The 13,157-nt window shown below is 34.8% G+C and carries 7 protein-coding genes, 2 tRNA genes and 2 rRNA genes (1 of these 11 only partly in view); 2 read left to right on the forward strand and 9 right to left on the reverse strand.

Annotated elements, in window-relative coordinates; all coding sequences use genetic code 11:
- The 4 genes from FH779_RS11220 to FH779_RS11235 form a co-directional block, all read right to left on the reverse strand.
- Positions 1-247 (reverse strand): 23S ribosomal RNA (locus tag FH779_RS11220) (it extends 2,537 nt beyond the left edge of the window).
- 167 nt (positions 248-414) lie between these two features.
- Positions 415-488 (reverse strand) — tRNA-Ala (locus FH779_RS11225).
- Between the two features lie 42 nt (positions 489-530).
- Positions 531-604 (reverse strand) — tRNA-Ile (locus tag FH779_RS11230).
- Positions 605-789: 185 nt separating this feature from the next.
- Positions 790-2,308 (reverse strand): 16S ribosomal RNA (locus FH779_RS11235).
- The 16S and 23S rRNA genes sit together here with 2 tRNA genes alongside, the layout of an rRNA operon.
- A gap of 1,231 nt (positions 2,309-3,539) precedes the next feature.
- On the opposite strand from FH779_RS11235, the gene FH779_RS11240 reads away from it, so the two are divergent.
- Positions 3,540-4,832: a serine hydrolase domain-containing protein gene (locus FH779_RS11240; protein WP_114999787.1), complete on the forward strand. Its 1,293-nt coding sequence runs from the start codon at positions 3,540-3,542 to the stop codon at positions 4,830-4,832.
- 52 nt (positions 4,833-4,884) lie between these two features.
- Here FH779_RS11240 and FH779_RS11245 read toward each other — a convergent pair whose 3' ends face one another.
- The 5 genes from FH779_RS11245 to FH779_RS11265 form a co-directional block, all read right to left on the reverse strand.
- Positions 4,885-5,706 (reverse strand): hypothetical protein, encoded by an 822-nt coding sequence (locus FH779_RS11245; RefSeq protein ID WP_125350542.1) that lies wholly within the window; start codon positions 5,704-5,706, stop codon positions 4,885-4,887.
- Positions 5,707-5,844: 138 nt separating this feature from the next.
- Positions 5,845-9,021 carry an efflux RND transporter permease subunit gene (locus FH779_RS11250; protein ID WP_180904753.1) on the reverse strand — a complete coding sequence of 1,059 codons (3,177 nt, stop codon included), beginning with the start codon at positions 9,019-9,021 and terminating at the stop codon, positions 5,845-5,847.
- Between the two features lie 11 nt (positions 9,022-9,032).
- Positions 9,033-10,103 carry an efflux RND transporter periplasmic adaptor subunit gene (locus tag FH779_RS11255; RefSeq protein WP_180904754.1) on the reverse strand — a complete coding sequence of 357 codons (1,071 nt, stop codon included), beginning with the start codon at positions 10,101-10,103 and terminating at the stop codon, positions 9,033-9,035.
- Between the two features lie 12 nt (positions 10,104-10,115).
- Entirely contained in the window at positions 10,116-11,429 is a 1,314-nt protein-coding gene (locus FH779_RS11260) for a TolC family protein (RefSeq protein ID WP_180904755.1), read from the reverse strand.
- A 7-nt stretch (positions 11,430-11,436) separates the two neighbouring features.
- Positions 11,437-12,027, reverse strand: coding sequence for a TetR/AcrR family transcriptional regulator (locus FH779_RS11265; RefSeq protein ID WP_180904756.1), 591 nt, complete (start codon positions 12,025-12,027; stop codon positions 11,437-11,439).
- 144 nt (positions 12,028-12,171) lie between these two features.
- On the opposite strand from FH779_RS11265, the gene FH779_RS11270 reads away from it, so the two are divergent.
- Entirely contained in the window at positions 12,172-13,149 is a 978-nt protein-coding gene (locus FH779_RS11270) for a YpdA family putative bacillithiol disulfide reductase (protein WP_180904757.1), read from the forward strand.
- Positions 13,150-13,157 lie beyond the last annotated feature (8 nt).

Genomic DNA, 13,157 nt, shown 5'->3' on the forward strand with positions numbered 1-13,157 from the left:
CGCGTTCGCTCGCCACTACTTACGGAATCTCAATTGATTTCTTTTCCTATTGGTACTTAGATGTTTCAGTTCCCAACGTTCGCTCTCACTTACGTGAGTGACATGTCTTCAACATGCCGGGTTGTCCCATTCGGAAATCTACGGATTAATGCGTATGTGCCGCTCCCCGTAGCTTATCGCAGCTTATCACGTCCTTCATCGCCTCTCAAAGCCTAGGCATCCGCCGTACGCCCTTTGTAACTTTTTTCTCGATTTAACCGTCATATTATTGAGCGGTTATGTTAATCTTACTCGTTTTCTTGATTAATTGTATACCTTATATAAACTTTGATTTATCTCTAAATCTGTTTTGATTGTATGTTTTTTTTCAATAATGTCAATGAACTCTTCTATTAGTCATAAAAACTAATTTTGTGGAGAATATCGGAGTCGAACCGATGACCTCTTGCGTGCAAGGCAAGCGCTCTAGCCAGCTGAGCTAATCCCCCTCTTTTTACGTATTACGTAGAACGTTTAACGTTGTACGTTTGTAGTCTCAGGCAGACTCGAACTGCCGACCTCTACATTATCAGTGTAGCGCTCTAACCAGCTGAGCTATGAGACTCTTTAATACTCTTAAAGAGTGGTCTTTTTAGTTGTAAGATTTTAGTATTGAGAGATAAGTATTTAGATTTATCTAAGTTCTCAATTCTAATATCTAACTTCTAATATATTTATATAATACTACAGAATAAAAAGCCGAATCAAAATCAATCTTCTACTAATAGAAGAAAATTCGTCGTTCTCTAAATATGAGATGTTCCAGCCGCACCTTCCGGTACGGCTACCTTGTTACGACTTAGCCCTAGTTACCAGTTTTACCCTAGGCAGCTCCTTTTACGGTCACCGACTTCAGGTACCCCCAGCTTCCATGGCTTGACGGGCGGTGTGTACAAGGCCCGGGAACGTATTCACCGCATCATGGCTGATATGCGATTACTAGCGATTCCAGCTTCATAGAGTCGAGTTGCAGACTCCAATCCGAACTGAGATAAGTTTTTGAGATTCGCATCTTGTTGCCAAGTAGCTGCCCTCTGTACTTACCATTGTAGCACGTGTGTAGCCCAAGACGTAAGGGCCGTGATGACTTGACGTCGTCCCCACCTTCCTCGCGGTTTGCACCGGCAGTCTCATTAGAGTCCCCGTCTTTAAACGCTGGCAACTAATGATAGGGGTTGCGCTCGTTGCAGGACTTAACCTAACACCTCACGGCACGAGCTGACGACAGCCATGCAGCACCTTGCATTCTGTCCGAAGAAAAATCTATTTCTAGATCTGTCAAATTGCATTTAAGCCTTGGTAAGGTTCCTCGCGTATCATCGAATTAAACCACATGCTCCACCGCTTGTGCGGGCCCCCGTCAATTCCTTTGAGTTTCATTCTTGCGAACGTACTCCCCAGGTGGGATACTTATAACTTTCGCTTAGCCACTGAATCCGAAAATCCAACAGCAAGTATCCATCGTTTACGGCGTGGACTACCAGGGTATCTAATCCTGTTCGCTCCCCACGCTTTCGTCCATCAGCGTCAGTTTATGTTTAGTCACCTGCCTTCGCAATTGGTGTTCTGCGTAATATCTAAGCATTTCACCGCTACACTACACATTCCAGCAACTTCAACATCACTCAAGACTAACAGTATCAATGGCAGTTTCATAGTTAAGCTATGAGATTTCACCACTGACTGATTAATCCGCCTACGGACCCTTTAAACCCAATAAATCCGGATAACGCTTGCACCCTCCGTATTACCGCGGCTGCTGGCACGGAGTTAGCCGGTGCTTATTCTTCTGGTACCTTCAGCTACTTACACGTAAGTAGGTTTATCCCCAGATAAAAGTAGTTTACAACCCATAAGGCCGTCATCCTACACGCGGGATGGCTGGATCAGGCTTCCACCCATTGTCCAATATTCCTCACTGCTGCCTCCCGTAGGAGTCTGGTCCGTGTCTCAGTACCAGTGTGGGGGTTCACCCTCTCAGGCCCCCTAAAGATCATCGTCTTGGTGAGCCGTTACCTCACCAACTAACTAATCTTACGCATGCCTATCCTACTGCGATAAATCTTTCAAAAATTCATGATGCCATGATTTCTATTATAAAGTATTAATCCTCCTTTCGAAGGGCTATCCTTTTCAGTAGGGCAAGTTGCATACGCGTTACGCACCCGTGCGCCGGTCTCTAGTTAGCAAGCTAACTATACCCCTCGGCTTGCATGTGTTAAGCCTCCCGCTAGCGTTCATCCTGAGCCAGGATCAAACTCTCCATTGTAATTTTTCTTTTGGTATTGCTACCTATGTTTTTACAACTTCGAATTTCCTATAGCTCCATTATTCAAGGATTGACTTCGTTTTATTCGGCTATTTTTTCTTCTGTATATTTTATAATTTCAAATGAACTTCTCATTTAGCAAACCCTCTCGGTATTTGCGATTGCAAAGGTAATACTTATTTTTTAACTAACAAATTTTATTTCGAAAATTTTTAAAGTTTTTATTTTAATAAGTCAATTTTACTTTCGCTCTCAAACCCCTCTCGGAATCGGTTCGCAAAGGTAATACTTATTTCTAAACTCGCAAATTTATTTTTAAATAAATTTTGTCGCTATATAAGTCCCTATGTCAATTTCAACACTACTCGTCTTTCGTATTGCGGTTGCAAATATACGCACCATTTTTCCGTTTTTCCAAACCATCTTTACATTTATTTTACATTCTTCTCTTAAGTTATTGGTATGATGGGAAATATTTTTTGAAATGTTTGACGGTTTACGCTAAACGGCAGACGAAATAGAGAAAAACGAAGAGTTAAAAATGGAAAATTGTGGGAATTTATCTATAAACTCGGAATAACAACATCTTTATATATACATTCATTTTGTCTTGATACAAAACATTTGAGATTAAGAGGAAAAATCATGAGATGATTTTGGGTATTAAAATCAAGACCTCAACAAAAAACCTAAAATGATTCATTCTGCGCGAAAAGATTTAAAAACCTATCGGCTAAATCTTTTTATTCGCTGCGAATTTCTTCATTTATGAACGCCTTTTTATTGAATGGTCATTTTTTCGATTTAGTCAAAAATAAGAAAATTTATTTTTGATTATTTGGATATGATGCCGAAACGAGTTCAGCAGGACTGAATAGAGATAGTTTTATAAAGAAGTTTTATGATAGTTTATATCATATATAGTATACTTTTTAATTTTCAAAAATTAAAACTTAGAACTTATTATTCACAACTCGAAAACACCCCTATAATCCCCTCAAGGGGATATTCTTTTTGTTAGTTTTTACTACAAGTGAATGATTAGACGATGATGATTTGCTGATTAAAACAAAGCAACAGCAGGTACTTTGTGGTTAACGACTCGGGAGGAATTTCGCGAAAGCGGAATTATTAGTATACGTTAAAATAAAAAAGTTTAAAATGGTTTTCGTAAATTTGAGAAGCAAGCTTCTCCTCTACTTCATTTATCAACCAAATAGATAGTACAACTATGAAAAAAATATTAGTTTGTTTAATTTTAGTGATGACGCAAATGAGTTATGGACAACAATTTTTGACTGCAGAACAATCGGATCCAAAGAATTTTAATTGGATAAAAGGGTTTCCACCTGCAAAAGAAGATATTTTGTCCGCTATAGATGGTAGCTTTTTTAACTTTCCAGCTTTACGATATAGCGTTTGTCATATGCGCGAATTTTTCCCAACTGTAAATGTCGCTTCGGCACAAGAAAACAGATATACTTGGAAAACTAAATTGGATCAATCCATTGATAATGTGACTTTCACTCCTTTAGAAAGTAAAAAAACTATGACATGGAAAGAATCTTTGCAAAAAAATTATACCGATGGAATTATTGTTTTACACAAAGGTGCTATTGTTTATGAGAATTACTTTGGAGAACTAAACAAAAATGGAACTCATGCCTTGATGTCTGTGAGTAAAACCTTGACAGGAACTTTAGGCGGAATGTTAGTTGCCGAAGGTATTCTAGATGAGAATAAAAAATGTAGTGATTATATTCCTGAATTGAAAACCTCAGCTTTTGGTGATGCTACGATTCGTCAAGTTTTGGATATGACAACTGCTTTGCAATATAGTGAAGATTACAGCGATCCGAATGCTGAAGTGTGGGCTTTTTCGGCTGCTGGAAATCCTTTTCCTAAACCTGCTAATTATAATGGACCTACAAATTATTATGATTATTTGAAAACAGTCAAGAAAAATGGTAAACATGGTGAAGCTTTTGGTTATAAAACGGTGAATACTGATGTGATGGGTTGGATTATTACAAAAGTATTGAATAAACCTTTGGCTCAAATTCTATCTGAAAAATTTTGGGAACCATTGGGAACAAACTTTGATGGATATTACCAGATTGATGGTGCTGGAATTGCTTTTGCAGGAGGTGGTTTTAATGCAAACCTTCGAGATTTAGCGATGTTTGGAGAAATGATAAGAAACAATGGTTACTTTAATAATCATCAAATTTTGCCTAAAAAATTGGTTGAGGAAATCAAAAAAGGAGGAAATCAAAAAGCTTTTGAAAAGGCAAATTATAAACTTCTAAAAGGCTGGAGCTACAAAGATATGTGGTGGGTAACGAATAATGAGCATCAAGCATTTATGGCGCGTGGCGTTCATGGTCAAGCGATTTATGTTGATCCAAAAGCGGAAATGGTTATTGTGCGATTTGCTTCCAATCCGGTTGCATCGAATAGTGCGAACGACCCGTATTCGTTACCAGCTTATCATGCTGTTGCAAAATATTTATTGACTAAATAACAAAAAGCTCAACTAATGTTGAGCTTTTATTTTATATGATAATTTGTTCGAATTAATCTTCTGATTCTTCTACTTCCGATTGTAAGCCTTCTCCAAATTCACTTAAAGCTGAATTTAATGAAATCTCTGTACAATACTTAGATCCTAAATCTAATCCTTTTTGTAAAAACTCTTCCGCTTTTTCCTTTTCTCCTGTAAAATAGTAATACGTATAAAATAATCCGTATCCATCTGGATTTCCTAAATCTAATACACGTTGGGCCAATTGCTGTAACTCTTTATTAGGTTTTAATTTCAACTCTTCTGTTGCACTTAATGTCTCGAAAACACCACCAGATTGTTCAGCAAATTTATAGGCAAAAACTACTTTACAACTTTCATCAAAACCTTCTTTACACAATTTTGCATTTGCAGCTTCATTTTCTTTTAATTTTTTAATTAAACTTTCTTCATCAAAATCAAATAAATAGCTTGCATTATTTTTAAAATTGATATCATAATTCTGAGCCATCCAATTTGCACGTTGTGCTAATTTAGAATCTGATTGAGGTTTATTTTCGAAAGATTTCAAATTTGATTTATACACTTTTTTATCCACCCAATCTGAAATTCCTTTTAATTGATTTTTCTCTTTTTTGAAGATAAAAACCGTTTTTTCGACAAATATTATAACCGAATCATTGCGTTCTGTAAATTCGTAACCAACCTCATCAAATTCACCGATTGTTACTCTTCCTTTTCCATCAAATTTCAATGGATTATATAATTCATCTTTTGCTTTTGTTGTAAAAACGCCTTCTAACGTATTAGTCGCTTGTTGAGCAAAAAGTGCTGACACCATAAAGAATGTTGTCAATAAAAATAGTTTTTTCATTTTTTAGAAAGTCTCAATTAATATTACGCCAAAAATAAACGTTTTAATTCGTCTAAAACTCACTAATTATAGTTAAAAATTAAAAAAGTCGCTCCAAATATAGAGCGACTTCAAGTATTAAATATCTAAAACGAAAGATTACTCTTCCCATTCTTCTTTTATTTGTCGCGCTTCATAATCTGCAACCATTTCTGCTTCATAATCTACTTTTTCTCCTTTTGAGAATCGACGAATTGCACTATCGAATAATGAATAAACCACAGGAACAATAATTAAGGTTAGGAATAATGAGGAAACTAATCCACCGATAATTACCCATGCCAAACCGTTGTTCATCTCTGCTCCTGCTCCTTCTGCTAATGCAATTGGAATCATACCAAAAACCATGGCGATAGTTGTCATTAAAATTGGACGAAGACGTGCATGATTGGCTTGTACCAAAGCATTGTGCGTTGTTTCGCCAGCTTCTTTTCTATGATTTGTAAAATCGACCAATAAAATCGCATTTTTACACACCAAACCAATTAACATAATCATTCCGAGAATCGTGAAGATATTCAACGAATTATTAGTTAAAGCTAAAACCACAAAGACACCAATTAATGATAATGGAATCGAAAACAAAACCACGAAAGGATAAATAAACGAATCATACAAAGCAACCATCACCAAATAAACTAAAATAATTGCTGCTAATAATGCGTAACCTAATGTACCAAAACCTTCGGATTGATTTTCTTCATCTCCACCCCAAACATACGATACACCGGTTGGTTTTTTACTATCAATTTTTTGTAAACTATTTTTGAAATCAGTAACAATATCACCCGTTGTACGACCAACAGATTGCGCTTGCACAGTTACAGAAGGTGTTTTATCACGACGCTCTAAGAAACTTGGTCCAGAACTTTGTGTAACCGTTGCAAATTGATCCAAACGAATTTGTTGTCCTTTATCATTCACAAATATCAAACTACGAACGTCATCGATATTCGAACGATTAAAATCATTGTACTGAATATTAATATCATATTCGTATTCACCCGCTCTAAATTTACCATCTGTATTTCCAGAGAAAGCAGTTTGCATGGTTAAACCAACTGTTTGTAAATTCAATCCTAAAGCAGACATTTTATCACGGTCAACTTGCACATTAATTTCAGGATTTCCGGCTTCTGTCGTTAATTTCACTTCCGAAGAACCCTTAATTTGTTCTAATTCGTGTTTTGCTAATTCAGCAAATTTCATGGCGCTTTCTAAATTTGGACCTGTCACAACCAACGCTATTGGCGCTTGTTCCGCTCCAATCAAACCAACTGGAACAGTTTTAACCTTAGCACCAACTAATTCTTTTTCTAATTCGCGTTTTACTTTTGCCGCATAAATAAATGAATTGTCTTCACGCTCTGATTTATCATTTAAAATAACGTCTATTTCTGCTTTATAAGCTGTTGCTTGTGCTGCTCCAAATCCTTCGGAACTTTGACCAACAGTTGTAATCATATCAACAACTTCTTTTTTATCACGTAAAAACTTTTCTGCTTTTTGCGTCATAAAATTTGATTCCTCTATTGTTGCATCTTTTGGTAACTCTATTTGAACTAGGAATTCACCTTTATCTGTTTTAGGGAAGAATTCACCACCGATATATTTTCCTCCCATTAAAACTCCAATAACTGCAAATAAAACGATAAATACCCCAATAAAAACTCCAATTCTACGAACGGTAGATTTTAAACACCATTCTAACATATCAGAAATGAAGTGGGTAAATTTCATTAATTGTTTTTCGAACCAAAGAATAAATTTCTCAAAAATATTTTTCCCTGTGATATGTTCTAATTTCCCGAAACGAGAAGACAACCAAGGAACAATTGTAAATGACGACAATAAGGATAGTAAGGTTGCGATAACGACTGTCACACAAAACTGTGCAATAATATTCGCCACCAAACCTGTACTCATTGCAATTGGTAAGAATACCACGACAATTACCAATGTAATAGCAGTTACGGTAAATCCAATTTCTTTTGCCCCATCGTATGAAGCTCTAATTTTCGATTTTCCCATTTCCATGTGACGGTAAATATTCTCTAAAACAACGATGGCATCATCCACCAAAATTCCCACTACAAGTGATAAACCAAGTAACGACATCAAGTTTAAGGTATACCCCATTAAGTACATTCCGATAAAAGTCGCAATTAACGATGCTGGAATAGAAACCATTACAATAAAAGCATTACGAATACTATGTAAAAACAAAAGCATTACAATTGCAACTAAAACAACTGCTAAAACTAAATCGAAAATAACGTGATCTGCCGCAGCCAATGTAAAATCAGACGTATCATTTACAATCTGAATTTTAAGTCCTTCTTTCTTATAATCTGTTTCAACTTTTTTGATGGTTTCTTTCATCAATTCAGAAACAGCCACCGCATTTGCATCTGATTGTTTTACAACCTGAACAATAATCGCAGAACTCTGATTAACACGTGCAATTTTTTCTACTTCTTTCTGAGAATCTTGCACAAAAGCAACTTCCGATAAACGAACTTGAATTCCATTATTCGAAGAAATTACCAAATTATTTAATTCATCAACTGATTTATATTTTCCAGAAAGACGAATAATTGTAGAGTTTTCACGTGTTTTTACACTTCCTGTTGGGAAATCTAAATTCGAAGTTAAGATTGCTTGCTGAACTTGAGGCACAGATAATCCATAACCTTTCAATTTCACAGGATCTAAACTTACTTGAATTTCACGTTCTTGTCCTCCAATCAAATTTACTTGCGCAACACCTGTCACACGTGATAAAACTGGTTCTATTTTTTTATCTAACAAATCATACAAATCTTTTTCTGTCAACTTATCAGACGTTACACCAGCTGTAATAATTGGTAAATCACTTAACGAGAATTTCGTCAAAGAAGGCGGATCTACATCATCAGGTAAATCTTTCTCAATGGCATTAATCTTACGTTGCGCATCATTCAACGCTAAATCTGCATTTGCATCAGAATTCAACGTAACCATTACAACTGATAAACTTTCGTAAGATTTCGATTCTACTTTCTTTACATTTTCTAAGGCTGCAACCGCATCCTCTATCTTTTTGGTTACAGAATTTTCAACTTCGTTTGGAGAAGCTCCAGGATAAACCGTTGAAATCGTAACAACATTCGTTTCAAATTTTGGGATTAATTCGTATCCCATTTGCGTATAACTAAACAATCCTCCCAAAGTCAAAATCGTGAATAACACGATAATCATTGTGGGACGTTTAATTGATATTTCTGCTATTTTCATGGAAATCTATCTTACTTTACAACTTTTACTTTCGTTCCATCTTTCAGATTAATCTGACCACTTGTCACGATTTCAGCTCCATCTTTAATTCCACTAATAATTTCAACTTCAGTTCCAACTGTTTTTCCAATCACAACTTTCGTTAATTTTGCTGTATTATTTTCAACCACGAAAACTTGTCCAGAACTAATTCCATTTACGAAAGCATTTGCTGGAACAACCAATACATTTTTACCTGCATTTACATCATCTTTTGTCGAGAATACTGCCGTTCCGTACATACCAGCTTTTAAACCAGAATTATTCGAAACTTGAATTTCTACTGGAAAGTTTAATGAAGCATCTGCTTTAGGCGCAATAAAAGAAATTCTCCCTGCAAATTCTTGATCTGGAAAAACACTAGCCAATACTTTGATTGTTTGTCCTACTTTCAAATTCACAACTTCAGCTTCTGTTACTGTAACTTGTAATTTTAGTTTTGATACATTTACAATATCAAACATTTGAGAACCTGGCGCTACTACAGATCCTGGCTCTATGTAACGCTTGTTAATCACACCAGAAATAGTTGCTTTTACATTCGTATCACGCACACGCAAATTTTGCGCAGAAACCGCTGCTCTTGCATTTTTTAATTGCAAACGCGAATTATCTAATTGTTGCTTTGTTACACCTCCCGTTTTATAAGCATTTTCGTAACGTTGATTGTCAATAATTGCATTTTGAAGATTATTTTGCGCTTGCGTAACATCAACTTCAATTGCATCTTTTTTGATTGTTGCCAATGTTTGACCAACAGAAACATAACTCCCTTCATCTACCAATACACGAACAATTCTTCCTGAAATTTCTGAAGGAAAACTCATTTCCTGAAATGGCGCAAACGTTCCGTTTGACGTATAATCTGTATTTAAGCTTTCGTATTTTGCTTTAATTGTATTTACCACAACCTCATCGTTACTAGCATTTACAATCGCAACTTCCTCTTCTTGCTTCGCTTTGTTATTTTTGATGATGTAAACTGCTCCACCAATCAAGCCAGCAGCAATTAATATATAAAGTAAAGTTTTTACTGATTTCATAAATCGGTTCTATTATTGAATTAATATTTTTAAATCTCCTTTTGCTTTGATTAATGCGATTTCGGCAATTTTATATTCTAACAAAGCATTTGAGTAATTATTTCTAGCATCTGTCAACGCATTTTCAGCGTCTAAAATTTCTGTCAAATTAGCTAAACCTTGTTGGTAATTATTTTGTGTATTTGCAAGTACTTTTTCTGCCAACGATACATTTTCTTCTTGAATATCGACACTTTTTAACGCATTTTCAATTTGCGCTTTTGCATTTTGATATTCTAAACTCAAACCAAGTTTTGTGTCATTCATTTGTTCTTCGATATCCAACAAATCAATTTCTGCTTGATTAATTTTTGCTTTTGTAGCTCCACCAGAAAAAATCGGAACTTTAACACTCAAACCAATCGAAGCCAAATCTGACCAGATGTAACTTTTCGAAGTAATAAATTTTTCACCAAAACCTTGCAATCCATAATTTCCAGCTAAACCAACAGTTGGATATAAATTTGCTCGCTCCGCTTCTTTCGCAAAACCTAACAATTCTTTTTGTTTCGATAAAACTTTAAATTCGGTTCTATTTTCAACATCTATTTGATCTTCCAACAAAACTAAATTTGGCGTAATTGTTTCTTCTGTTAAGCTAATTGGTTGCTCAATTGGATAACCCATATAGAATTTCAACGCATTTTTGTTGATTTCAACTGCATTTACCAACTGTTGACGCGAAGAAGAAATATTATTTAATTGCACAACAATTCGGTCTAAATCAATTGGTTTTGCCAAACCATTATCCACTAAACTTTTGATTACATTTCGAACTTTATTTGTGTTTTCGTAACTTTTTTCAATCGTTTTTAATTTTTCTTCTTGAATAAAAACTTGATAATACGCATTTGCTACACGCTCAATAATTTGTTCGTCTGTTAAATCTGCATTCACCTGATAGAATTCGCGTGTTGTTTTCGCCGCTTTCAAACCTGTAAAAACACGTTGATCGAACAATGTTTGATTTACCGTAACACCTAAACTCGAATTCCATGGTTGTCCCATTTTAATCACAGTTGTTTGTCCTCCCATTGTCAACGCCATTTCTTGTACAATTGGGTTATACTGCAAACCTGCATTCGCATTCACTTGCGGCAAAGCTCCTGCTCTGGCTTCATCAATTTTGTATTCGGCTTTTTTGATTGCCAAATCTGCACGTTTTGCATCTGCTTTGTTTTCTAACGCAAAATTTACTGCATCTTTAAGTGCTATAATTTCTTGCGCATTTGCAGAACTCATCAACGCTACAATCGCTATAGAAAGTAATTGTTTTAACCTTTTCATTGATATATTAATTATTAAAAAGTGTATTGAGAATAATTTCTTTTCGATCAGAAAGAATACGTTTGAAATCTTCGTCGCTCAATTTCAAATCCAATTGAAGAAGTGGACGAATTGTAAACGGATAATTGACCAACGAAATCATGTTTAACAAAAACTGAAGTGGTTCCATCTTTTTTATCGTTCCTTTTTCCATTTCTTCCTCTAATCTTTCGTAAAAAACATTTACAACGACATCCAAATCATCTTTCATTAACTTAGAACACATTGTATTATTTTTATTCATTTCGGTAACGATGTAGGTTTCCAAATATGGATATTTGATTGATGTTGCAATAGAATCCTCTATAAATTCGCCAATCAGATCTTTGATGTCTTTATCACGATCAAAAATTGCACGTGATTTTTCATGACTAACCATTTTTGCTTCATCAAAAATGATATTAATTAAGTTATTTCTTGATCTAAAATAATAATTAATCAAAGTTCTATTCACCTTTGCTTCATCTGCAATTTCTTGTGTTGTCGCGTGAAATTTACCTTCGGTAAAAAACATTTTTTTGGCTGTTTCTTTGATTAATTCTTCTGTTTGATCTTTCATTTTTGTATCGAATTCTATATTTAACAAATTTGTTAAACAAAAGTATTAATATTTTTTGTTAATACAAATACTTATTTAACTTTTTTGTCAAAATTTGAAGTCAAATATAATTTCCTCTGAAAATTTTCTTCTTAAATTTGCTTGATGAAAGAACAATATGATTTGATTATTGTAGGCGCCGGACCAATTGGGCTAGCTTGTGCAATAGAAGCGAAAAGAAATAATCTTTCTTATTTAATTATTGAAAAAGGTGCTTTAACAAATAGTTTGTACAACTATCCTTTGTATATGACATTTTTTTCGACTGCCGAACGATTAGAAATTGGAGAAATTCCGTTCAATTGTATTGAGACAAAACCTGGTCGACAAGAGGCGTTAGAATATTATCGAAACATTCATAAATATTTCAAATTCAATCTAAATCTATACGAAGAAGTTGAAACGATTAATAAAGTTGAAACAAATCATTTCGAAGTTAAAACATCAAAAAATAACTATTCAACTAACAATATAGTCCTTGCAACTGGTTTTTATGACATTCCAAACTTAATGAATATTGAAGGTGAAAATTTGCCAAAAGTTCATCATTATTACAAGGAAGCTCACCCTTATTCTTTTCAGAACGTAGTGGTTGTTGGAGCGAATAATTCTTCTGTTGATGCAGCTTTAGAATGTTATCGAAAAGGTGCAAATGTAACAATGGTGATTCGCGGAGAAGGTTTTACGCATCGACTAAAATATTGGGTTCGTCCAGATATCGAAAATCGAATTGCAGAAGGAAGTATCAAAGCTTATTTCAACTCGAATATTACTTCTATTGACGAAAATCAAGTTCATATCAAAACACCAGAAGGTGATATTTCAATTGAAAATGATACCGTTTTAGCTTTAACTGGTTATCATCCAAATTTCAATTTTTTGGAGAACTGTGGAATAACTTTCAGTGATGATGAATTGAAAACACCAACTTACAATCCCGAAACAATGGAAACAAATGTGGATGGTTTATATTTGGCAGGCGTTGTTTGTGGTGGTATGTTGACAAATATTTGGTTTATTGAAAATTCGCGCGTACATGCACAGCAAATTGTTGAGGCAATTTTAGCAAAAAATAATAAATAAAAGTTTCT

The organism is Empedobacter falsenii, from assembly GCF_013488205.1.
GTDB classification, from domain to species: Bacteria; Bacteroidota; Bacteroidia; order Flavobacteriales; family Weeksellaceae; genus Empedobacter; species Empedobacter falsenii_C.